This is a genomic window from Microvirga sp. ACRRW (assembly GCF_022346925.1).
In the GTDB taxonomy this organism is placed as follows: Bacteria; Pseudomonadota; Alphaproteobacteria; order Rhizobiales; family Beijerinckiaceae; genus Microvirga.
Map to the genome: position 1 here is coordinate 34,098 of NZ_JAKRNJ010000003.1, position 21,337 is coordinate 55,434.

The following is a 21,337-nucleotide window of genomic DNA, read 5'->3' on the forward strand; positions in this document are numbered from 1 at the left end:
CCGCCTTCGATCTGAAAAACCAAAACCGTCTTACGACAGGGTCTGGCCGCCCTGCTGGCCCTGCATCTCGGCCGCGCGCTGGCGGTAGAGAGCCACGAAGTCGATCGGGTCGATGTAAAGGGGCGGGAAGCCGCCGCTGCGCACCGCGTCGGCCACCATGTGGCGGGCGAAGGGGAAGAGCAGGCGCGGGCACTCGATCATCACCACCGGATGAAGCTGATCGGCGGGGATGTTCTGCACGCGGAACACGCCGGAATAGGTGAGCTCGAAAGCGAACAGCACATCGTTACCGACCTTGGCATCGCCCTCAAGGGTAAGGTCGACTTCGAAATCGGCCTCGGCCAGCTGCTTGGCGTTCACATTGACCTGCAGGTTGATCTGCGGGCCTTCCGCCTGCTGCTGCAGGGAGCGGGGAGCATTGGGATTCTCGAACGAGAAATCCTTGCAGTACTGAGCGAGGGCGTTCAGCGCGGGTGCGCCGCCGGGCGCTCCGTTGTTTGCCGGGTTGTCGGCCATGGTTTCGTGCTCCGAAGAGAGGTCAATCGGTCGACCCGGACGGGGCGCTTCATGGATGAAGGCACCTGATCGGCAACGGGCCACGGATTCCCCGCGCTATCATGTTTCCGGCTCGGGTGGCAAGATTTGCGCGTCTCCTTCGCTTGTCGCGGGGAGAGGTGGATGTTACGACCGGAACACCCCATATGCAAAGAACACATCCTTCCACTTCGGGGTAATGCCCGGCGCCAGCTGGGTTTCCGGCAGGCTGACAACGGATCGACGATGCAGGATTCCTTCGACATCACGACCCTTATTTTCATCGTACTCGCCATCTTCGTGATCTGGCGTCTCCGCTCCGTGCTCGGTCAGAAGACCGGCAGCGAGCAGCCCCCCTTCGATCCGCTCTCGCGCCGCGATGCACCCCTGCGTCCCGGCAATCCGAACCCTGAGCCCGATCACAATGTGGTGCGCCTTCCCGGCGCCAACGGCGCCCGTCCTGCGCCTGAGGTTCAGACAGCCGAGCGCTGGAAGGGCTTTGCCGAGCCCGGCACGCCCATGGCGGCAGCCCTCGACAGCATCGCCCGCGCCGAGCCTGGCTTTGATGCCGCAACCTTCCTGGAAGGGGCCAAGGGCGCCTACGAGATGATCGTCACCGGTTTCGCCATGGGCGACCGCAAGACGCTGAAGGATCTTCTCTCCCGCGAAGTCTATGAAGGTTTCGAACACGCCATCACGGAACGCGAGCAGCGGGCTGAGAAGGTCGAGACCACTTTCGTCTCCATCGACAAGGCCGAGATGGCCGGTGCCGAGGTTGTCGGCAAGACCGCGCAGATCGTGGTGCGTTTCGTCTCGCAGCTCATCACCGTGACCCGCGATGCATCCGGTACGGTCGTGGATGGAAGCCAGGATCAGGTGGCCGAGGTCACCGATGTATGGACCTTCGCACGCCAGCTCGGCAGCCGCGATCCCAACTGGCAGCTCATCGCAACCGAAGCGGGGCAATGAGGCATGCCGGGCGAGCCCTCCTCGCGTGCTTTCTCGCCTGGACACTGACCATGCCGGAGGCGGAGGCCGCATCTCGTCTGTCCGCTCAGGCGCGTCTTGAGGCACTGTCCTTCAAGGATCTCGCCGCTTGGGCGGAAGATGACCATGCCGCCGCCTTCAAGGCCTTCCTGCGCTCCTGCCGGGCGCTCGATTCGAGTTCCGCCGAATTGCGGCCCGCGCAAAAGCCTGACCGCCAGCTACTCCCCGTTTGCCGCGTAGCCCTCCAGCAAGAAAACCTGTCGCGCTCGGAAGCGCGACGGTTCTTCGAGGCGCATTTCCAGCCTTTCGCGGTCGTTCCCCACTCCGGCAAAGGCTTTCTCACCGGCTATTACGAACCCGAGTTCCAGGGCTCCCGCACGCTGGACTCCCGCTACAAGGTGCCCCTGCTCGGCAGGCCCGACGATCTCGTAACGATTGCCCAGGGGCAAAGCCTTCCCGGCATCGACAAGGGCCTCCAGGCCGCGCGGCGCTCGGGACAAGGCTATGAGCCCTATCCCGACCGGGCCGCCATCGAGGACGGTGCCCTGGGACCGCTCGCGAAGCCGCTCGTCTATCTCCGCGAGCCAGGCGAGGCTTTCATCATTCATGTGCAGGGCTCGTCGCGCATCCGCCTCACGGACGGCTCGGTGATGCGCGTGGCCTATGCGGGTCGCAACGGCCGTCCCTACACCTCCATCGGCAAGGTGCTGGTGCAGCGGGGCGAGATGGACCTCGAATCCATGACGCTCGCCAAGCTGATGGGCTGGCTGAAGGATAATCCCGGCCCCGCCCGGGACCTGATGCGGCAAAACCAATCCTACATTTTCTTCCGCGAAGCCGACGAGCTGGCGCCCGAGGACGGGCCCATCGGTGGCGCCGGCTTCCCACTGGTGCCGGGCCGTAGCCTTGCCGTCGATCGCGGGCTGTGGGGCTATGGCCTGCCCTTCTGGCTGGAGGGCGAATTGCCCTTCACCCTCGACAGGTCTGAGCCGCTGCGCCGCCTGATGATCGCGCAGGATACGGGCTCGGCCATCGTCGGGCCGGCCCGGGGCGATTTCTTCTTCGGTAGCGGAGAGGAAGCGGGTATCCGCGCCGGCCTTTTGCGCCATACGACGCGCTTCGTGGTGCTCAAGCCCAAAGCGAAGCCATGACCAAGCGCCGTGGCCGAAATTTAAGCCCCGAGGAGCGGAGGCTCTGGTCGCATGTGGCCCGTCATGTGAAGCCCATGAAGGGCAAAACGCTTCCGCCGGAGCCCGAACCGGAGGAAGTCACCGCGACGGCCCCTGCTCCGCAGGTCAGGCTGGCTCTCCCAGCCCCTCTTCCTGCGCCCCAGCCGAAAAAGCCCTCGCTTCCGCCCCTTGCCCCCGTCGAGCGCAAGACGCTTCAGGCCCTGCGCCGAGGCCGGAAGGACGTGGACAGCGTCATCGATCTGCATGGAATGCGTCAGGAAGAGGCGCATTTCGCCCTCATCAGCTTCCTGCACCGGGCGCAGAATTCCGATTACAGCGTCGTTCTCGTCATCACCGGCAAAGGCGGGCCGTCATCGGCTGGCGGGCTTTTCGACGAGCGCGGCGTGCTACGTCGCATGGTGCCGCATTGGCTCAGGCTTCCCGACCTCAGATCTCTTGTGATCGGCTTCGAGGAAGCCTCTCCCCAACACGGCGGTTCCGGTGCACTCTATGTCAGGCTCCGCCGCAGGCGGGGCGCGGGATAATTTTCATGACCCCCTTTGGCGAACGGGTGCGGCAGCTGCGCCGCGAGCGCGGATTGATGTTGAAGGACATGGCCGCCCATCTCGGCGTATCGAGCGCCTATCTCTCGGCGCTGGAGCGCGGCGAGCGCGGCAAGCCCACCTGGGCTCTTATCCAGGGCGTGCTGCAATATTTCCACATCATCTGGGACGAGGCGGACGAGCTGACGCGGCTTGCCGACCTCTCCGATCCGCGGGTGAAGATCGACACCGCCGGAAGCGACCCGAAGGCGACGCTGCTCGCCAACCGCCTCGCCCGCGAAATCCGCCATCTGTCGGAGAGCGAAATCGAGGACATGCTCGCCATTCTCGATCACGCCCAAAGCCGCGAAAGGCGCGCGCTTTTGCCGATCCAGGCCGTGCAGGACGCGGTCTAATCAAGCTCAAGCCTTGACCGCGCGGGCCATGGATGCCAAAGCGCCCCATCCTTTTGCAACATCGTGGTCATCCATGTCTCATACCCGCATCGACGTGCTCACGCTCGGCAACGCCATCGTTGACGTGCTCGCCCATACCGACGAGGCCTTCCTGCTCCAGAAGAAGGTGCACAAGGGCGCTATGCAGCTCATCGATGAGGCTCGCGCCGAGGAGCTTTATGGAGACATGGGCCCCGCCACCATCGTGTCGGGCGGTTCCGGCGCCAACACGGCGGCGGGCGCTGCTTCCTTCGGCGTGAAGGCGGGCTTCATCGGCAAGGTGAAGAATGACGAGACCGGCAAGCTCTTCGCGCACGATCTCAAGGCCATCGACGTGCATTACGACGTGACCCCCGCGCAGGACGGTCCCGCTACCGCGCGCAGCTTTATTCTGGTGACGCCGGATGGCGAGCGCACCATGAACACCTATCTCGGCGCATGCCAGAACCTCACCCCCGACGACGTGAACCCTGACACGGTGCGCGCTTCCAGCATCGTCTATCTCGAAGGCTATCTCTGGGATCCGCCGCTCGCGAAGGAAGCGTTCCGCAAGGCCGTGAAGATCGCTCACGAGGCTGGCAACAAGGTCGCGCTCACCCTCTCCGACGCCTTCTGCGTCGACCGTTATCGCGACGAGTTCCTCGGCCTCATGCGCGACGGCAGCCTCGACATTCTCTTCGCGAATATCCACGAGCTGCAGAGCCTCTACGGCACGTCTTCGGCGGATGCCGCGCTCGCCGCGTTGCGTGAGGAGAAGGTGCTCGGCGCCATCACCCGCTCGGCGGAAGGCGCACTGGTGGTGAGCCGTGGCGAGACCCTCGCCGTTCCGGCCTTCCCCGTCGAGCGCGTGGTCGACACCACGGGCGCGGGCGATCTCTTTGCCTCCGGCTTCCTGGCCGGCCTGACGCAGAACCTCAGCCTCACCGATTGCGCCCGTCTCGGCGGCTTGGCGGCGGCGGAAGTCATCAGCCACCTCGGCGCGCGCCCGCAGACGAACCTGCGCGAGCTGGCGCAGCAGGAAGGCTTGCTCGGCTAAGCTTCAAGCCGACGCAGTCGGCAAATCGGCGATCCTGGCGGCGACCAGCTTTTGGAGCCGCCAGAGATTGCGGTCATGAATGCAGTTCTCCTCCAGATGCATGACCGTGTTGTGGAGATATTCCGCACCTGAGCCCCAATGCCCGCAGGCCCTCGCCAGCATATCGGCGACATCCTCGGGCGCAAGCCGACCCACATAGGCGGGCGCCTGCCGGTTCATCACGAAGGCGATGGCGGTCACGGGTCCGCTCTCGGTCGAAACATTGATCCAGCGCGGCATGCTGTTGGCGGGTTTGACCGTGAATTCGCGGCGGAAAAGCCTGCCCAATTGCTCCGGAAGGGAGTGTGCGGGAAGCCGATAGAGGATCCCCCTGCACTGCCCGCCGCGATCCATCGCCATCATGAGACCGGGCTGTTCCCTCGTGGCGCGCCAGCGCGTGATCCGAAAGCAGAACGAGCGATGCCATCCATGCGCCGTGCCCCTGCGCGCTTCGACATGCTCCACCTCCGGTTTCCAGATCAATGATCCGTAGGCGAAAAGCCAAGCGTCCTGCCGAGGCGGATGCGTGGCCAGCATCCTTGCGACCACGGCGTCGTAATCCTCCGCCGTATGATAGACGAGGCCGGGCTCAGGCCCGGGATCCTCGAGAGAGCGATGCACGCGTGCCACGAGGTCGGGCGTCAGGGCCATCTGCCGGACTCGCATGGACACCTCTTGCTCAGACTGCCATCGGCAAAGATTAGCTTAAGCCCCAGCGCCCGTCCAAGCTGTCAATTGCCGCCCGTTCGCCCGAACCACAACCCGAAGAGAGCCGCGAGCGAAACGAGCGCGAGGAAGCCGTTGAAGATCACCAGCAGATACGGCGGAAGCCGCTCTACGTCCGGGTGCGGCGGCTGCGCGCCCGTGAACAGCTGACGCCACACGGCTGCGGCGAAACAGAAGGCGCTGAACAGCACCAGCACGGAGCCGGTGGACACGATCATCCATTCAGGCACCACGCCTTCGAGGAGCTTCTTCGCGCCGATGCCGGAGGCAAGCGAGGCAAGGCCCGTGCGCACCCAGGCGGCATAAGTCCGCTCGGCGGCAAAGACGGTGCGGTTGGCGGCCAGTTCCGTGCGCCGGTCCGCGCTGTCCTTCATCTGTACGCTGGCAACAGCCGTCGTTTGCGCGGCAGCCTGCGTATGCTCGGCGGCTTCCTGCGTGTTCTCAGCCGCTTCCTGAGTCTGTACCGCGGCTTCCTTCGCATGCTCGGCGCTGCGCTTGAGCTTTTCCTCGACGGGTGGCGTGGCCATGCGTTCTCCCTCTTACGAAGGCACAACGCCCACGGTTGCGGATTGGTTGGCTGCTTTCCATTCCTTTGCCGCCATGTTCCAGCCCTATGGCAGATAGCTTCCTCAAGGGGGATTGAGCTTCGGCCTTTGTCATAGGAAGATGCCGTCAAGGGGCGCAGAAGAGGATCGGGCCGATGCGGGTGGCCATCTTCGTCGTTTGCCTGGCTCTTCTCGGGATCGTTTCGAGTCCAGAGGCCTCCCTGGCTCAATCGAATGAAATATCGAAATCCCGATCCGTGGCCCAAGCGAAAGGGCAACGTGCACGAACGCCTGCGAACTCAGCCACCACGGCTAGGCCGACCACGAAGGCAAATCCCGAGCCGACGCCGATCCCTCCGACATTCTACTCGGTCAACCAACTGGGCGATCATCTGCATGCGATCCGCTGGGAGCTCGCTGCGGTCGGGGCAGGCATAGCCATCGTCGGCTTCAAGGACTGGGATTGGGGCAACACGTCCGGGTTCCAGACCATCGAGGAAGGATGGTTCTCCAAGAACACCCGCCACGGCGGCATGGATAAGATCGGACACTCCTTCTCGACCTATGTCATCGCCGACCTCCTGACGGATCGGATCCGGGCCAATGCCTCGAATCCCGCAGGCGCCCCGATCACAGCCGCGCTCGTCGCATTCGGGATCATGGGACTGACCGAAACCATGGATGGGTTCACAGGCCGGCACCGCTTCTCGCGCGAGGACATCGTCGCGAACGGAGTCGGCGCGCTGTTCTCGGTCTTCCGGAGTTCCGTCCCAGGACTTTCGGAAAAGCTTGATTGGCGATTGCTCTACACACCCGCAAGCTATGAGCGTCCCGGCATCACTGGAGAGAACGGCATTCTCCCACCGTACGAGCGTCAGCGCTACATCATGGCGCTGAAGGGTAGCGGGTTCGAGACGCTCAAGAACACGCCCCTGCGCTACGCGGAACTTCATGTCGGCTTCGATGCGCGCGGCTTCGAGGAGAAGGAGCGCGCGCTCGGCTACCCGATCGAGCGATCATTCTATGTCGGGGTGGGATTGAACCTCAACGAAGTGCTCTTCGGAACAGGACCCAACCCGAACTTCGCCAAATATCGGGATACGCTCCCAGGCTATGCCGCCCGCAAGACGCTTGAATACCTCCAGGTGCCCTACACCTCGGTTTACGCCGGGAGCAACTTCTCGACCGTACGCCGCGTCGGCACGACGTTTGAGGATTAGCACCTGGATGAACTTCTGGGCTGATGCCCTATAGCCTTCTCAACGCAACCGTCTCGATCCGGTGGCTTGCGCCTTTCGTCAGGATCAGGCTTGCGCGCTGGCGGGTGGGCACGATGTTCTCGCGCAGGTTCAAAAGGTTGATCCGGTTCCACAGGCCGTCGGCGATGTTCATCGCTTCCGCCTCCGGCAGTTCCGCGTAGCGGCGGAAATAGGAGAGCGGATCGCGGAAGGCCGTGTGGCGCAACCGCAGGAAGCGATTCACGTACCAGCGGTGCAGGTCTTCCTCGGCGGCGTCGATATAGACGGAGAAGTCGAAGAAGTCGGACACGAAAGGAATCGCCTCGCCGTCCTTGGGCATGCGTGCGGGCTGGAGCACGTTCAGGCCCTCGACGATGAGGATGTCCGGCCGGTCGATGGTGGTTTCCTCGCCGGGCACCACGTCATAGACGAGGTGCGAATAGAGCGGCGCCTTCACGTTGCGCTTGCCCGCCTTGATGTCGGCGAGGAAGCGCAGGAGCTTGCCGGTGTCGTAGCTCTCGGGAAAGCCCTTGCGCTCCATGAGGTTGAGCCGCGTCAGCTCGGCATTGGGCAAGAGGAAGCCGTCCGTGGTGACGAGGTCCACCTTCGGGGTGTTGGGCCAGCGGGCGAGCAGCGCTTTCAGCACGCGCGCCGTGGTGGACTTGCCCACCGCCACCGAGCCCGCGACGCCGATGATGTAAGGCACCTTCTCCTCCTGCTCGGCGAGCAGGAAGCGCTGGGTCGCCTTGAACAGGCCTTGCGTCGCCGCAACGTAGAGAGAGAGCAGGCGCGACAGGGGCAGATAGATCGCCGCCACCTCGTCGAGCGAGATCGGATCGTTGAGGGATTGCAGCGCCATCACCTCATCGGCGGTGAGCGTCATGGGCGCATCGGCGCGCAGTTTCGCCCATTCGTCGCGCGTGAAGCTGCGATAGGGCGAGAGGCCATCATCGGTTTCGTGAGAAACTACGTTGGGCTGATCCATGCGAGCCCCCTTCTGTGAGGTCACGGCTTCAAGGTCACGACTTGCGCGCGGCCTTCTCGGCAAGCCCCGATTGCGCGGTGCGGCGTTCCAGTTCGGCCATAACGTCACTTAGAGGAATATTGGCGCCCTGCAACACGACCAAAAGGTGATACAGCACGTCCGCAGCCTCGGCGGTCAGGTTCTGCCGGTCGCCCTGGATGGCGGCAATCACCACCTCCACCGCCTCTTCACCGAGTTTCTTGGCGGCCTTCGCCGGCCCGTCGGCCAGGAGCTTCGCCGTATAGGATTCGGTGGCGGGAGCCGCCGCGCGCTCGGCGACGATGCGGGCGAGATCATTGAGAGTGAAGGAGGTCATGGTTGAACTAGCCCGGCAGGGTTACGACAAGGGGTCCGTTACGGGTGGCTACGACCGTATGCTCGTATTGAACGGTTGGCGCGCGGGGCTCGCTGAGCAGCGTCCATTCATCATCGCCGTCCGTAGCAAAGGTCGCACCCAGCGAAAGGAAGGGCTCCACCGTGAAGACGAGGCCCTCGTTCATGATCCGCCGCTCGGAGCGGTCCGGCCAGGTGGGGATCTCTCCCGGCTCCTCATGAAGGGAATAACCGATGCCATGGCTCGCCAGGTTGCGGACCAGGGTATAGCCGTTCTTCTCGGCGAATTTCCCGATGGCCTGGCCGATCCCCGCGATAGGCTTGTTGGCGCCGACCTGGCGCAATCCCACCCACATGGCGCGGCGGCCATCCTGGCAGAGCCGTTTGGTGGCATTCGTGACCGGCGGAACGGCGAAGGAAGCGCCGGTATCGGCATAAATGCCGTTCTTTTCCGCCGAGATGTCGATGTTGACGAGATCGCCCGCCTCGATCCGGCGGGAGCCGGGAATGCCATGGGCGATCTGTTCGTTCACGCTGATGCAGGTGGCGCCGGGAAAATCGTAGACAAGCTCCGGTCCGGAACGAGCGCCAGCCTTTTCGAGCAGTTTACGGCCGATCATGTCGAGTTCCGCCGTCGTCATTCCCGGCTCAAGCGCCGCCGCCATGGCCTCGAGAGTGTTGGCGACGATCCTGCCGATCTCCTGGAGCTTGGCGAGATCATCCTCGTTGGAGACCGTCATTCGGAAAATCCCTTTATTTGTCAGGAGCTACGGCGCAATGAGCCACGATGCAGGCGAAGCCGTCGAAGATGAACATGATCATGGATGGGATGCTTTCAGATAGGCACGCCAGTCTACCGGAAAACAGAGGTCAAAAGTGCCGCGCCATGAGGCGATGCGCAACTCATGATCCCCTGTCGGCACACCCGCCAATCTTGCAAGGTCCGTGGGACGGGCGGTTGAACTCAGTTTCAGCCGCCCCTTGGTCCAGACCGATGCGATGACGATATCTTCATCTACTAAGGCTTGAACGAAGTCCATGACGCGGTCACGGTTATCGGACCCATCAAATCCATCGGGCCATGGAAAATGGGTGTGAAAGTCTCCGAAGAAGACGGTGATTTCTTCGTCCCAGGTCGTGATCTCAAGCGGTTGCTGATGAGAGGTTTCCGCAGGGTTGGGGATTGTCAGTTTGATATAATCCAGCCCGTCCTCATCTTTAGAGATAAAGCGCGCATATTCGAGCCATTGCGGAAACCGCTCCTCGACATAACGGAGGAAATCCGCATTCAAGTCGGCTTGGCTGATATCGTACATGCCCACGAACCGATGCCTCAGACCGCCATCTCGGCGCGGCCTGCGGTTACGGCGGCTCTCAGCCCCGCACCGGGGCTCGTCAGAGGGCGCCCGGCGCGGCACAGATCCGCTGCCACCATCATCGAGGCCTGGGCGAGGGCGACGATTTCGAAACCTTCCGCGAAGGCGCGATCAGCCGCTTCGGCGATCATCGTCAGATAACCGTCCCTGTCGCCTGCCTTGAACAGGTCCCACGCTGTAAGGACGAGCCTGACCTCGACGATTGCATTCTCCGCTTGAGCTGCATTGTCGAACAGAATCCGGGTCGGCTCCAGCGTCGTCGGGGCGGCACAGAGCGCGATGGCCCGCCCGCCGCTCTTGGCCGTCGCATGAGCCAAAGCCTCATCCACGCGCAGAACCGGAATGCGGGTTTGCGCTGCCGCCGTGGCAGCGGCAGGGCCGATGCTGGAACAGGTCAGGACCACCGCATCGGCGTCGGCGGCGAGTTCCAGCAGGACGGCAACGACCTCATTTTCGAGCTGTGCGGTGAAACCGCCCTGCTCGACCTGTGCCAGCAGATCGGGACGTACCGTATGCGTGAGTGCAACATGCGCGAAGGCATCGTCCTTCGCGGCATTCTCGAACACGGCGATGTTGCTGTCGGCGGTGTGCAGGCAGGCGATGCGCATGAAAACGGATCCTATCGGCTAAGCGCGGGCCGGCTCGTCGAGCCGCATCTTCAGTCCCTTCTCGGCCATGTAGCCTTTCGCCTCGCCGATGGTGTGCGTGCCGAAATGGAAGATCGAGGCGGCCAGCACGGCGCTGGCATGGCCCTTTTCGACGCCGTCGACGAGGTGGTCGAGATTGCCGACGCCGCCGGAGGCGATGACCGGCACGGACACAGCATCCGCAATGGCGCGCACGAGGGCGAGATCGTAGCCGCCCTTGGTGCCGTCGCGGTCCATGGAGGTGACGAGGAGTTCACCTGCGCCGAGTTCGGCAACCTGCTTGGCGAAAACGATGGCATCAATGCCGGTCGATGTGCGTCCGCCATGAGTGAAGATTTCCCAGCGCGGCTCTTCGCCTTCGCCTGAAACCTTCTTTGCGTCGATGGCGACGACGATGCATTGCGCACCGAACTTTTCGGAAGCCTCTCGCACGAAGTCGGGGTTCTTCACGGCAGCGGTGTTGATCGACACCTTGTCGGCACCAGCCAACAGGAGCTTGCGGATGTCTTCCACTGTACGCACGCCGCCGCCGACGGTGAGCGGCATGAAGCACGCTTCGGCGGTGCGCTGCACCACGTCGAGAAGGATGCCGCGCGCCTCGTGGCTTGCGGTGATGTCGAGGAAGCAGAGTTCGTCAGCGCCGGCCGCATCATAGGCCTTCGCCGCTTCCACCGGATCGCCCGCATCGACGAGATCGACGAACTGCACGCCTTTCACGACGCGCCCGTCCTTCACATCGAGGCAGGGAATGAGACGCACTTTCAGCATGGTTCACTCTTAATCACCTTCCCCTTGAGGGGGAAGGTCGGACCGCAAGGTCCGGGATGGGGTGGATGCGCGAGGCTTGCAGAACGAGGCGTTTCCACCCCACCCCGCCGCTGCTCGCGCAGCGTCGACCCTCCCCCTCAAGGGGAGGATGGAACGGGCACTTTCTTCAGCAGCGCCAGTGCTTCTTCCGGATCGATGCGTCCGTCATAGAGCGCGCGGCCGGAAATGGCGCCGTTGAGCACGGCGCAATCGGGTTGCGTCAAGCGCTCGATATCGGCCATGGAGGCGAGGCCGCCAGACGCGATGACCGGAATCGAGACGGCGCGGGCGAGGCCAAGCGTCATCGGGAAGTTGAGACCCTTGAGAATGCCGTCGCGGGCGATGTCCGTGTAGATGATCGCGGCGACGCCCGCATCCTCGAAACGGCGGCCGAGTTCTTCCGCAGACAAAGTCGAGGTCTGCGCCCAGCCTTCAACGGCGACGAGACCGTCCTTCGCGTCGATGCCGACCGCAATCTTGCCGGGATGGAGGCGCGCAGCTTCCCGCACGAAAGCGGGATCGCGTACGGCGGCGGTGCCGATGATCACGCGAGAGACGCCCTTCGACAGCCAGCCCTCGACGGTCTTCATGTCGCGAATGCCGCCACCGAGCTGCACGGGAATCTTCACGTGCTTGAGGATGTCTTCCACGGCGGACGCATTCATCGGCTTGCCGGCGAAAGCGCCGTCGAGATCGACCACGTGCAGCCACTCGAAGCCTTGGCGCTCGAAGGTCGCGGCTTGGTCGGCGGGATCATCGTTGAAAACCGTCGCCTGATCCATGTCGCCCTGGATGAGGCGAACGCAGCGGCCTTCCTTCAAATCGATTGCGGGATAAAGAATCACGGGCGCCACCTTAGGAAATTGGCGATGAGCTTAAGGCCGAGGGCCTGGCTCTTTTCGGGGTGAAATTGCGTGCCGACGATGTTGTCGCGTCCGACGATGGCCGTCACCGGCCCGCCGTAATCGGTGGTCGCGACCACGTCCGACGGATCGGTGGCTTCGAGCGCGTAGGAATGCACGAAATAGGCATGCAGACCGTCAGGACCGGTCGGAATGCCGTCCATCAACGGATGGGGCTTGGCCAGGGTCAGGGTATTCCAGCCCATATGCGGCACCTTCAGCGAAGGATCGCTGGGCGCAATCGCTTTCACGTCGCCGTGGATCCAGTCGAGGCCGTAGCTGGTGGTGTGCTCGAGGCCACGCGTCGCCATGAGCTGCATGCCCACGCAGATGCCGAGGAAGGGACGGCCCTCCTCGCGCACCACACGCTGCAGCATCTCCACCATGCCGGGCACGGAATCGAGGCCGCGGCGGCAATCGGCGAAGGCGCCGACGCCCGGCAGCACGATCCGGTCAGCCTTGGCGACGAGAGCAGGATCGGAGGAAACGGCAATGGTCTCGTCGAGGCCCGCCTCACGCGCCGCGCGCTCGAAAGCCTTGGCTGCGGAGTGCAGGTTGCCGGAACCGTAATCGATAATGACGACGCTCACCGGGAACGCTCCGCATCGGGGAAGAGGCCGATCACCGGATCGGGCCTCCGCGAGGTTGTCGGGACCGGCGTGGAGACCGGATTGCGAAGGGCAGCAGGGCGCGGCGCGAGCCAGCGGGCGAATGCCTTGGCCTCGGCCTCGTCCTTGTCGGCGGCCGTGACCGCGTCAGCCAGGACATATCCATGGCGCGACAATGTCCAGCGCCGGAGGCTGTTGGCCTCGAGGCCGATCAGGACCTGCAGGAGCAGACCCGCCACGGCACCTGCGGCCTCATGCACGTCCAGCAGCTGCATCAGCGCGCCGAAGGCCAGGACGAGCACCAGCACGCCGAGGCCTGCGAGCCAGAGGCGATGGAAGAAGAACCAGAGAAAGGTGAAGAAGAACGCGCCCCAGGAGAACGCATCCTTCACGAGCTCCGCCTCTTCCAAAGCAGCCGGATCACCCGGCCGCGCATCGCGCGGAAGGTGCAGGGTATAGGTGGTCATGGCGTCGTTTCCTCAAGCCTTGCCCGGGCAGCTGAAAACCTTGCCGGACAATGTGTCTCTTGGCTGAATTTAGAGCGTGCCCTTGGTGGAGGGAACGCGCCCCTCTTCCCTTGGGTCCACGGCCACCGCTTGACGCAAGGCCCGTGCCAATCCCTTGAAACAGCTCTCGGCGATGTGGTGGCTGTTCTCCCCGTAGAGTGTCTCCACGTGAAGGGTCAGCCCTGCCTGCACGGCGAAGGCCTGGAAGAACTCGCGCACCAGCTCGGTGTCGAAAACGCCGATCTTCTCCGTGGGGAAGGAGGTGCGGAAGACCAGGAACGGGCGGCCGGAAATGTCGAGGGCGATGCGCGTCAGCGTCTCGTCCATCGGCAGATGGATGTCCGCATAGCGGGTGATGCCCTTTTTGTCGCCAAGCGCCTTCAGGATGGCCTGGCCCAGCGCGATCCCCGTGTCTTCCGTCGTATGATGCTGGTCCACATGCAGGTCGCCCGTCACTTTCACGGTCAGGTCGAAGAGACCGTGGCGGGCAAAGAGTTCCAGCATATGGTCGAGAAAGCCGACTCCCGTGGAGATCTCGGCCTTGCCGGTGCCATCGAGGGCAATCGACACAGCGACATCGGTCTCGGCGGTGCGACGGCTGACGCTCGCGGAGCGCATCATGAATGTCCTTTTGCGGAGAGATAAGACGAGGCGTTCTAACAAGATGCACGGGAAAATGCCACCCGCAGCTCATGCTTCGAAGCGTCTCTTTTCATCTCTCCGCGAGGACTAAGGAAACCGGATCGGGTTTCGAGGTCGTTAGGCAGCGGCGTCGGAGGGAAGCCGCCGGTCGTATTCGTCCCGCAGGCTGAGCCAGCCGCTCCAGAACGGATGGGGCTCCCGGTCCGAGGCGCGGGCATCGAGAATATCGAGATGCATGTGCCAGCCCGCGCCGACCATCAGCATCGTCGCGCGGTCCGGCAGGCGGCGATGGATGAGGGTGAGGAGTACTTTCGTGCCGATGGGTTCAAGCTCGATGGAAACGTCGCCGCTGCCGCTCCAGGCAAAGCTGATCTTATGGGGCGGGTCGAGATCGGTGATCCGGCTCTGCATTCGCTGTTCCTCCGGAAAACCCTCGGGCCTGCTGGCCGACGGATGGGACAGCTCATCGTTGCGCCAGACGAACTCGAAAGGGGCGCCCACCTTCAGTTCCATCTCGCCGGAGGCCAGCCATTGGCGGCGCAGGTCGCTCTTGGTGAGATAATCCCAGATCCGCTCGATGGGACCAGGCAGGACGCGCTGGATCTGCAGCGTGGCAGGCTCGATCAATGTGCCGTAACGGTCCGGTGTTGCAAGGTCGGTCATGACTCGTCTCCTTTGGCGGGCGGGGTTTTTCGGGCGTCCTCCTCGCGGAGAAGCCGGTCGAGGGCATCCAGACGGTCGGTCCAGAAGCGTTCGTAGATGCCGAGCCACTCATGGGCGCTGGCGAGCGGCCCGGGATCGAGGTGACACAGATGGGTGCGGCCCAGGACCTCGCGACGGATCAGCCCGGCATGTTCCAGAGTCTTGATATGCTTCGAGGCTGCCGCGAGCGAGATCGCAAAGGGCTCGGCAAGCTGGCTCACACTCCGCGCGCCGTCTGAGAGCTCGCGCAACATCTGGCGGCGGGTAGCGTCGCCGAGAGCATGAAAAACGGTGTCGAGTTGGGGTGCTTGTAATTCAACCATGCGGTTGAATATAAGGGGACGGATTTAGATAGTCAACCGATTGGTTGAATAATATCGGGGATGAGGTCAGAGCGCCGAGGGAGGTCCCACGTTGCTTTCGTGGGGCGAGTGATTAAGTCAGGGTTCGTAAGGCTTCCCTCCCCCGTTCGCTGGAGCTTCCCGTGTCCGAAGACGCCACACCCCGCATGCATGCCACAACGATCCTCATGGTCCGGAAAGGCAATCGCGTCGTCATTGGCGGCGATGGACAGGTCAGCCTTGGCCAGACGGTGGTAAAGGGCAATGCGAAGAAGGTGCGCCGCCTCTCCAAGGGCGGTGTCATCGGCGGCTTCGCCGGGTCGACGGCGGATGCGTTCACGCTCTTCGAGCGGCTGGAGGCGAAGCTCGAGCAATATCCCGGCCAGCTCACCCGCGCCTGCGTGGAGCTGACCAAGGACTGGCGCACGGACCGCTATCTTCGCCGTCTCGAAGCTATGATGCTTGTCGCCGACAAGGAGGTGGGCCTGCTGCTCTCGGGTGCCGGCGACGTGCTGGAGCCGGAAAACGGCATCATGGCCATCGGCTCGGGCGGCAATTACGCGCTCGCCGCCGCACGGGCGCTGGCCGATTCCGATATGGATGCGGAGACAATAGTCCGCCGTTCCCTCGCCATCGCGGCTGAGATATGCGTCTATACCAATAGCAATATTGTTATAGAGAGCCTCGACCTATGATCACCGATGCCGTCCTCGAACAGGGAATTGTCCGAGGCATTGTGACGAATGAGCAGGTGACGAGCCTGCGATCCTTGGCACGCGACATGGCCGCCGCAGCGGCCCCCGAGCCGGAGGACGACGAGAAGCTGCGCTTCGTCACAGGATTCAGCGATATTTTCGTGACCCTGGGACTCGGGCTGTTCCTGGGAGCGCTCGGGTATTTTGTGAAGGAAGCATCAGGGTTGGCGGCGATGTGGCTAGGGCTTGCCGTTTCAGCTTGGTTGCTTGCCGAATTTTTCACGCGTCACCGACGCATGGCATTGCCGAGCATCGTTCTGCTGGTTGTCTTTGCGGTGTCGGTCTTTGGCGCGGCCAATCACCTTCTGATCCAACAGACAGCTGAGTACATACCTGCTCTGTTCAGGTTTCTCGGCCTGCCAAAGGATCGTCCTGCAATGATCGCTCTAACGGCCCTGATAACGTGCTCTGTCGTCGCGGTTCATTACATCAGATTCCGCATCCCAATCACAATTGCAGCCGGTACAGCGGCGCTGGCTGGTACGATGCTGGCGCTTCTGATGGCCGTCGCACCCGATTTCGCGAAAGCGCAGATCAGAACCATCATCTTTATCCTGGGAATCGCCGTCTTTGCTTTGGCGATGCGATTCGATCTCTCCGATCCCGAGCGCGTGACCCGTCGCAACGACATCGCCTTCTGGCTGCATCTGCTCGCCGCGCCGCTGATCGTCCACCCGGTGATCTCGCAGTTCGTCGGCGATCAGCTGCTGTCGCAGATCTGGACGGCGGTCGCGGTACTGGCCATCTTCGTGCTGCTCGGCGCGGTGGCGGTCATCATCGACCGTCGCGCCATCCTGGTTTCCGGTCTTGCCTATGCAGGCTATGCCTTCGCGTCCATCATCCGGCAGATTGGCCTCGAAGATCAGACGGCCCCCGCCACCCTGCTCGCTCTTGGCGCCTTCGTGCTCCTGCTCAGCGCGGGCTGGAGGCCTGTACGGACGGCGCTCTTGCGACTTCTTCCCGCCCATCTTGCACAACGATTGCCACACCCCATTCTTTCAGCATCATGACCAATTTCTCTCCCCGCGAAATCGTTTCCGAACTCGACCGTTACATCGTTGGCCAGAACGACGCGAAGCGCGCCGTCGCGATTGCGCTTCGCAACCGCTGGCGGCGCCAGCAGCTCGACGGCAGCCTTCGCGAGGAAGTCGCGCCGAAGAACATTTTGATGATCGGCCCGACAGGCTGCGGCAAGACGGAGATTTCCCGCCGTCTCGCCAAGCTGGCCAATGCGCCTTTCATCAAGATCGAGGCGACGAAGTTCACGGAAGTGGGCTATGTGGGCCGCGACGTGGAACAGATCGTGCGCGATCTGGTGGAGATCGGCATTGGTCTCGTGAAGGACGAGCGCCGCCGCCAGGTGCAGGCGAAGGCCCATGTGGCGGCGGAAGAGCGCGTGCTCGACGCGCTTGTCGGCTCGACCGCGAGTGCCGCCACACGCGATTCCTTCCGTAAGAAGCTGCGCAACAACGAGCTCGACGACAAGGAAATCGAGATCGAGCTGCAGCAATCGGGCGGGGGCGGCATGCCCATGTTCGAGATCCCCGGCATGCCGGGCGCTTCCGTTGGCGCGATCAACCTCTCCGACATGTTCGGCAAGGCTTTCGGCGGCCAGCGCAAGACGCGCCGCACCACCGTGCAGGAAGCCTATGAGCCGCTGGTGACGGAGGAGGCCGACAAGCTTCTCGACCAGGATGCCATCGTGCAGGAGGCGCTACGCCAGGTGGAGAACAACGGCATCGTCTTCCTGGATGAGATCGACAAGATCGCCGGCCGCGAGGGCCGCACCGGCGCGGACGTATCGCGCGAGGGTGTGCAGCGCGATCTGCTGCCGCTGATCGAAGGCACCACGGTGTCGACAAAATACGGGCCGGTGAAGACGGACCACATTCTCTTCATCGCATCCGGCGCCTTCCATGTGTCGAAGCCGTCGGATCTTCTGCCCGAATTACAGGGCCGCCTGCCGATCCGTGTGGAGTTGTCCCCGCTCACTGTCGATGATTTCAAGCGCATCCTGACCGAGACGGAAGCAAGCCTGATCAAGCAATCCGTCGCGCTCATGAAAACGGAAGGCGTGGATCTGGTGTTCACGGACGATTCCATCGATGCGCTGGCGCAGGTGGCGGTCGAGGTGAACAACTCTGTCGAGAATATCGGTGCGCGCCGTTTGCAGACGGTGCTGGAGCGCGTGCTCGACGATGTGTCCTTCACGGCGCCCGACCGTTCCGGCGAGACGGTGACCATCAACGCCGCTTACGTGCGCGGCGAGGTGGAAATGCTTGCGAAGAACACGGATCTGAGCCGCTTCATCCTGTGATCGAATGGGGCACCGCGCGGTGCCCCATCATCGTCTTTTAGGCTGCTTCCAGCTTTCGCCATTCCGGCAGCGGAAACAGGCGGTCATAAGCCCAGTTGAAGACGAAAGCGTAGCCCATGTAGAAAAGGGCGAACGATACGTCCATCAGGAAGGCCTGCCACAGGCTGATGCCGAGATACCAAGCAATCGGCGGCAGCAGCACGATCAGGAGACCACCCTCGAACAGGACCGCATGCGCCATGCGGATCGGTGCGGTCTTCTGCGTGCTTCCCCTCACCCGCTGCATGACGCGGTCGAAGCCGAGATTGTAGATGTAGTTCCAAAGCGTGGCGATGGTCGCGCTGATGAGGCCGATCACCCCGATCTCGTGCATGGGCATGCCGAAGACCCACGCGCCGAGGGGCGTGACGATGGTAAGGCCGATGATTTCGAAGCTGATGGCGTGACGGATACGGTCGCGTGTCGTGCGCATGAAAACCCCCAACGGGAAAAGTTCGGGTCGTCCCGAACGATCGTCCCAGAAGCTGGGGGAGGCCGTCCTCGCTTGGCTTCCATATAGGCGTGCCGCCTGCCGCGTACAAGCGAACTTGGTTTCGTGAGGGAACCCGCGAGTCTTCTCCCGACTTGAAAGCCCATGAATCAGGATTTGCAGGACCTGAAAGCCAAGGCACTCGCGATCCACGAGCGTCTTTGCGCGGTCTATGGCTGTCCGATTCCCTACTTCCACACTCTCGATCCGTTGAGCGAGCTGATTTCCTCGCTTCTGTCGCATCGCACCCGCAACGCCGATTCAGGTCACGCGTATAAAGCGTTGCGGGCGCGATATGCCGACTGGGCGGAGATGATGAACGCACCGTTGGAAGAGGTGGAAGAGACAATTCAGGGTGTGACATGGCCCGAGCAGAAAGCCCCTCGCCTGCAGGCAGTGCTACGCGCGCTTCAGGAACGCCATGGCGCCCTCTCTCTCGATTTCCTGAAAGACATGCCGGTTGAAGAAGCGCGCGCCTGGCTCGAGAGCATTCCTGGCATCGGGCCGAAGACGAGCGCTGCCGTTCTCTCCTTTTCCACGTTGCGCAAAGCCGCCCTCCCCGTCGATTCCCATCATCACCGCGTGGCTGTGCGCACCGGGCTGATCGCACGCAATGTGGCGGTCGGACCGTCGCATGCGGTTCTCTTCGCCCTCCTCCCATCGGAATGGGATGCGCAGACCGTCTACGACAATCATGAAGTGATGATGTTGCACGGCCAACGCTGCTGCTTCTTCAACAGCCCGGCCTGCGGGCGCTGCGCCATACTCGAACTCTGCCCGACCGGACAGGCGCGGATGCGCGGCGAGGATGCTCCTGTCGCAAAGCCGAGCCGGACCCAGCCCATAGGAACGTCCTCACGTTATCGCGACGGCCCCTAGGCAAAAAAGGCCACGCCAGGGAACGACGTCTTGCGTGACGCGTTCGCCTCACAACGCTCAAAACCCTCCAAGGAGTTACCTATGCGTAAGATGTTGATGGCTCTTGCTGCGACGGCAGCTCTCGGCACCGCAGCTTTCACGGCTCCTGCCTCGGCAGCCGAAGTGCAGAAGGCCCCGGTGAATGAACTCGTCGCCGCCGTTCAGAAGGGCGACGTGAAATCCGATTACGTGCAGTATCGCCGCTATTATCGCGGTGGCCCGCGCTATGTGGAGCGCCGTTATTACGGCCGTCCCTATTACGGCTCCCGTTATGGCTACCGCCGCTATGATCGCGGCAATGCTCTGGCAGCCGGCGCTATCGGCTTGGCCACCGGCGCCATCATCGGCGGCGCCATCGCGAATTCGCAGGCTCAGGCTGCTCCTGCATATGGCGGCAGCGCCGCTGCGTACTGCGCCCAGCGCTTCAGGTCCTATGACCCGGCTTCCGGCACTTATATGGGTTATGACGGCGTTCGCCGCTCCTGCCCGTAAGACTAGCGAGTTTGGAAGGATCGAAGCGGGCTTTCGGCCCGCTTCTTTTTGGCCTGGAAGAGATTACTTCGCCGCGATGACGGCGATCTCGACCTTGAACTGAGGTGCGGCGAGCTTCGCCTCGACGGTGGCGCGGGCGGGCGTGTTGCCGGCGGAGACCCAGGCATCCCAAACGGCGTTCATTTCCTGGAACGTGTTCATGTCGGTCAGCCAGATATTCACCATCAGCAGCTTCGACTTGTCGGTGCCGGCTTCAGTCAGCAGGCTGTCGATGATCGAGAGAATTTCCTGCGTCTGCTCGGTGACGCTCTTGCCGGCACTCTGGTTAGCGACTTGGCCAGCGAGATAGACCGTATCGCCGTGAACGACGGCGCCGCTCATGCGGGGACCGGACTTGATGCGTTGAATCGTCATGATGTGCCCCTTTCAAGAAGATTGCATTCGCTTCTCCAACGGGCGGACCCCGATGGTCAAGAGGGTTGCTTGAGGATGGTGCGGACCACGTTCTGATTGGGCTTGATGTAACGCTGGTAATAGCTTCGTCCACGCCCTTGGGCCACCTGCATTTCCTCGCGATTCATGGTACTGGCGAGCTGTAGGGCATTGGTCAGCGCCTTATCGTCCATGATGTCCATGTGCGTGCCCGTGTAGATCCAGGCGAAGCCTTCGATCTTGTCCGTCCTCACGCCCTTGCCTTCCACGTAGAGGATGCCGAGTTCGTTGCCTGCGCGATAGTCGCCACGCTTGGCTGCAAATTCGTACCAGCGGGCGGCTTCTGTGTAATTCACGGCAATGCCCTCACCTTTGCGATAAGCTTGACCCAGGTTGAAAGCCGCCAGTACGCTCCCCTTCTCCGCACCACGCTTATACATGGCAAAGGCCTGTTCCAGGTTCCGGGGCTGCGCCTTCCCCTCCTGATAAAAGATGCCGAGGTTGTAATAAGCCTGGGCGTCGCCGACCCTGGCTGCCTGATCGAGTTCTTTAAAGGCCGTCACGTAATCGCCTTGTTGGTAGGCGGCGATGCCCTTTCGGGTGTCGGCTTCGGCTTTCGAGCCGAACAGAGCTGAGAGAACGATTCCCAAGACCATGAGCAGCCTTTGAGCTGTGCCGAAAACAGGCATGACGGACCTCACTTGAATGATACTGAGTATCTCTAAAGGCCACGTT

Annotated in this window: 29 protein-coding genes; 11 read left to right on the forward strand and 18 right to left on the reverse strand. The window is 62.8% G+C overall.

From position 1 onward, the window contains the following. Positions 1 to 30 precede the first annotated feature (30 nt). Positions 31 to 516: a protein-export chaperone SecB gene (gene secB, locus MHY87_RS07420; protein ID WP_239350756.1), complete on the reverse strand. Its 486-nt coding sequence runs from the start codon at positions 514 to 516 to the stop codon at positions 31 to 33. Between the two features lie 264 nt (positions 517 to 780). Between secB and MHY87_RS07425 the strand changes: the two genes are divergently transcribed. From MHY87_RS07425 to MHY87_RS07445, 5 genes are all read left to right on the forward strand, one after another. Next, positions 781 to 1,503 (forward strand): Tim44/TimA family putative adaptor protein, encoded by a 723-nt coding sequence (locus MHY87_RS07425; protein ID WP_239350757.1) that lies wholly within the window; start codon positions 781 to 783, stop codon positions 1,501 to 1,503. Beyond that, positions 1,500 to 2,672, forward strand: coding sequence for a murein transglycosylase A (locus MHY87_RS07430; protein ID WP_239350758.1), 1,173 nt, complete (start codon positions 1,500 to 1,502; stop codon positions 2,670 to 2,672). The genes MHY87_RS07425 and MHY87_RS07430 overlap by 4 nt, the downstream gene beginning before the upstream one ends. Beyond that, positions 2,669 to 3,235 carry a Smr/MutS family protein gene (locus MHY87_RS07435; protein WP_239350759.1) on the forward strand — a complete coding sequence of 189 codons (567 nt, stop codon included), beginning with the start codon at positions 2,669 to 2,671 and terminating at the stop codon, positions 3,233 to 3,235. The genes MHY87_RS07430 and MHY87_RS07435 overlap by 4 nt, the downstream gene beginning before the upstream one ends. A gap of 5 nt (positions 3,236 to 3,240) precedes the next feature. After that, a complete protein-coding gene (locus tag MHY87_RS07440) occupies positions 3,241 to 3,648 on the forward strand; it encodes a helix-turn-helix domain-containing protein (protein ID WP_239350760.1) in 408 nt (135 codons plus the stop codon). A 73-nt stretch (positions 3,649 to 3,721) separates the two neighbouring features. Then, positions 3,722 to 4,723 carry an adenosine kinase gene (locus MHY87_RS07445; protein ID WP_239350761.1) on the forward strand — a complete coding sequence of 334 codons (1,002 nt, stop codon included), beginning with the start codon at positions 3,722 to 3,724 and terminating at the stop codon, positions 4,721 to 4,723. A 3-nt stretch (positions 4,724 to 4,726) separates the two neighbouring features. On the opposite strand, the gene MHY87_RS07450 is transcribed toward MHY87_RS07445, so the two are convergent. Further along, positions 4,727 to 5,428: a gamma-glutamylcyclotransferase gene (locus MHY87_RS07450; RefSeq protein WP_239350762.1), complete on the reverse strand. Its 702-nt coding sequence runs from the start codon at positions 5,426 to 5,428 to the stop codon at positions 4,727 to 4,729. Between the two features lie 65 nt (positions 5,429 to 5,493). Next, positions 5,494 to 6,015: a YidH family protein gene (locus tag MHY87_RS07455; RefSeq protein WP_239350764.1), complete on the reverse strand. Its 522-nt coding sequence runs from the start codon at positions 6,013 to 6,015 to the stop codon at positions 5,494 to 5,496. Positions 6,016 to 6,290: 275 nt separating this feature from the next. Here MHY87_RS07455 and MHY87_RS07460 point away from each other — a divergent pair, with 275 nt between their 5' ends. Beyond that, complete coding sequence (locus tag MHY87_RS07460; protein ID WP_239350766.1) at positions 6,291 to 7,253, forward strand: DUF2279 domain-containing protein; 963 nt, start codon at positions 6,291 to 6,293, stop codon at positions 7,251 to 7,253. A 28-nt stretch (positions 7,254 to 7,281) separates the two neighbouring features. Here MHY87_RS07460 and coaA read toward each other — a convergent pair whose 3' ends face one another. From coaA to MHY87_RS07520, 12 genes are all read right to left on the reverse strand, one after another. Then, positions 7,282 to 8,256, reverse strand: coding sequence for a type I pantothenate kinase (gene coaA, locus MHY87_RS07465; protein WP_239350768.1), 975 nt, complete (start codon positions 8,254 to 8,256; stop codon positions 7,282 to 7,284). Positions 8,257 to 8,290: 34 nt separating this feature from the next. Beyond that, on the reverse strand, positions 8,291 to 8,611 hold the full coding sequence (locus MHY87_RS07470) for a phosphoribosyl-ATP diphosphatase (RefSeq protein WP_239350769.1): 321 nt from the start codon (positions 8,609 to 8,611) through the stop codon (positions 8,291 to 8,293). Between the two features lie 7 nt (positions 8,612 to 8,618). Next, a complete protein-coding gene (gene map, locus MHY87_RS07475) occupies positions 8,619 to 9,368 on the reverse strand; it encodes a type I methionyl aminopeptidase (RefSeq protein ID WP_239350770.1) in 750 nt (249 codons plus the stop codon). A 78-nt stretch (positions 9,369 to 9,446) separates the two neighbouring features. Next, positions 9,447 to 9,944: a hypothetical protein gene (locus MHY87_RS07480; protein ID WP_239350771.1), complete on the reverse strand. Its 498-nt coding sequence runs from the start codon at positions 9,942 to 9,944 to the stop codon at positions 9,447 to 9,449. 17 nt (positions 9,945 to 9,961) lie between these two features. Further along, positions 9,962 to 10,612: an aspartate/glutamate racemase family protein gene (locus tag MHY87_RS07485; RefSeq protein ID WP_239350772.1), complete on the reverse strand. Its 651-nt coding sequence runs from the start codon at positions 10,610 to 10,612 to the stop codon at positions 9,962 to 9,964. An 18-nt stretch (positions 10,613 to 10,630) separates the two neighbouring features. Beyond that, positions 10,631 to 11,419 carry an imidazole glycerol phosphate synthase subunit HisF gene (gene hisF / locus MHY87_RS07490; protein WP_239350773.1) on the reverse strand — a complete coding sequence of 263 codons (789 nt, stop codon included), beginning with the start codon at positions 11,417 to 11,419 and terminating at the stop codon, positions 10,631 to 10,633. Positions 11,420 to 11,556: 137 nt separating this feature from the next. Then, on the reverse strand, positions 11,557 to 12,312 hold the full coding sequence (gene hisA, locus MHY87_RS07495; protein WP_239350774.1) for a 1-(5-phosphoribosyl)-5-[(5-phosphoribosylamino)methylideneamino]imidazole-4-carboxamide isomerase: 756 nt from the start codon (positions 12,310 to 12,312) through the stop codon (positions 11,557 to 11,559). After that, positions 12,300 to 12,950, reverse strand: coding sequence for an imidazole glycerol phosphate synthase subunit HisH (gene hisH, locus MHY87_RS07500; protein WP_239350775.1), 651 nt, complete (start codon positions 12,948 to 12,950; stop codon positions 12,300 to 12,302). Before hisH ends, hisA begins: the two co-directional genes overlap by 13 nt. Beyond that, positions 12,947 to 13,435 (reverse strand): DUF2628 domain-containing protein, encoded by a 489-nt coding sequence (locus tag MHY87_RS07505; RefSeq protein WP_239350776.1) that lies wholly within the window; start codon positions 13,433 to 13,435, stop codon positions 12,947 to 12,949. Before MHY87_RS07505 ends, hisH begins: the two co-directional genes overlap by 4 nt. 69 nt (positions 13,436 to 13,504) lie before the next feature. Further along, positions 13,505 to 14,092, reverse strand: coding sequence for an imidazoleglycerol-phosphate dehydratase HisB (gene hisB, locus MHY87_RS07510; protein WP_239351480.1), 588 nt, complete (start codon positions 14,090 to 14,092; stop codon positions 13,505 to 13,507). Between the two features lie 141 nt (positions 14,093 to 14,233). Next, the gene (locus MHY87_RS07515) at positions 14,234 to 14,779 is read right to left on the reverse strand and encodes an SRPBCC family protein (protein WP_239350777.1); all 546 of its coding nucleotides are present in this window, start codon (positions 14,777 to 14,779) and stop codon (positions 14,234 to 14,236) included. After that, positions 14,776 to 15,141 (reverse strand): helix-turn-helix transcriptional regulator, encoded by a 366-nt coding sequence (locus tag MHY87_RS07520; RefSeq protein ID WP_239350778.1) that lies wholly within the window; start codon positions 15,139 to 15,141, stop codon positions 14,776 to 14,778. The genes MHY87_RS07515 and MHY87_RS07520 overlap by 4 nt, the downstream gene beginning before the upstream one ends. Before the next feature lie 185 nt (positions 15,142 to 15,326). Here MHY87_RS07520 and hslV point away from each other — a divergent pair, with 185 nt between their 5' ends. Genes hslV through hslU form a run of 3 tightly spaced genes read left to right on the forward strand, consistent with a single transcriptional unit; the run spans position 15,327 to position 18,231 of the window. After that, positions 15,327 to 15,854 (forward strand): ATP-dependent protease subunit HslV, encoded by a 528-nt coding sequence (hslV, locus tag MHY87_RS07525; RefSeq protein ID WP_239351481.1) that lies wholly within the window; start codon positions 15,327 to 15,329, stop codon positions 15,852 to 15,854. Next, on the forward strand, positions 15,851 to 16,924 hold the full coding sequence (locus MHY87_RS07530) for a hypothetical protein (protein ID WP_239350779.1): 1,074 nt from the start codon (positions 15,851 to 15,853) through the stop codon (positions 16,922 to 16,924). Before hslV ends, MHY87_RS07530 begins: the two co-directional genes overlap by 4 nt. After that, the gene (gene hslU, locus MHY87_RS07535) at positions 16,921 to 18,231 is read left to right on the forward strand and encodes an ATP-dependent protease ATPase subunit HslU (protein ID WP_239350780.1); all 1,311 of its coding nucleotides are present in this window, start codon (positions 16,921 to 16,923) and stop codon (positions 18,229 to 18,231) included. Before MHY87_RS07530 ends, hslU begins: the two co-directional genes overlap by 4 nt. Positions 18,232 to 18,268: 37 nt before the next feature. On the opposite strand, the gene MHY87_RS07540 is transcribed toward hslU, so the two are convergent. Then, positions 18,269 to 18,703, reverse strand: a complete 435-nt coding sequence (locus MHY87_RS07540; RefSeq protein WP_239350781.1) for a PACE efflux transporter — start codon at positions 18,701 to 18,703, stop codon at positions 18,269 to 18,271. Between the two features lie 162 nt (positions 18,704 to 18,865). Here MHY87_RS07540 and nth point away from each other — a divergent pair, with 162 nt between their 5' ends. Then, a complete protein-coding gene (gene nth, locus MHY87_RS07545) occupies positions 18,866 to 19,639 on the forward strand; it encodes an endonuclease III (protein WP_239350783.1) in 774 nt (257 codons plus the stop codon). Between the two features lie 81 nt (positions 19,640 to 19,720). Beyond that, positions 19,721 to 20,170, forward strand: a complete 450-nt coding sequence (locus tag MHY87_RS07550) for a BA14K family protein (protein WP_239350785.1) — start codon at positions 19,721 to 19,723, stop codon at positions 20,168 to 20,170. A gap of 63 nt (positions 20,171 to 20,233) precedes the next feature. Here MHY87_RS07550 and MHY87_RS07555 read toward each other — a convergent pair whose 3' ends face one another. After that, on the reverse strand, positions 20,234 to 20,584 hold the full coding sequence (locus tag MHY87_RS07555; protein ID WP_239350787.1) for a RidA family protein: 351 nt from the start codon (positions 20,582 to 20,584) through the stop codon (positions 20,234 to 20,236). 56 nt (positions 20,585 to 20,640) lie between these two features. After that, a complete protein-coding gene (locus MHY87_RS07560; protein WP_239350789.1) occupies positions 20,641 to 21,291 on the reverse strand; it encodes a tetratricopeptide repeat protein in 651 nt (216 codons plus the stop codon). Between the last annotated feature and the right edge of the window lie 46 nt (positions 21,292 to 21,337).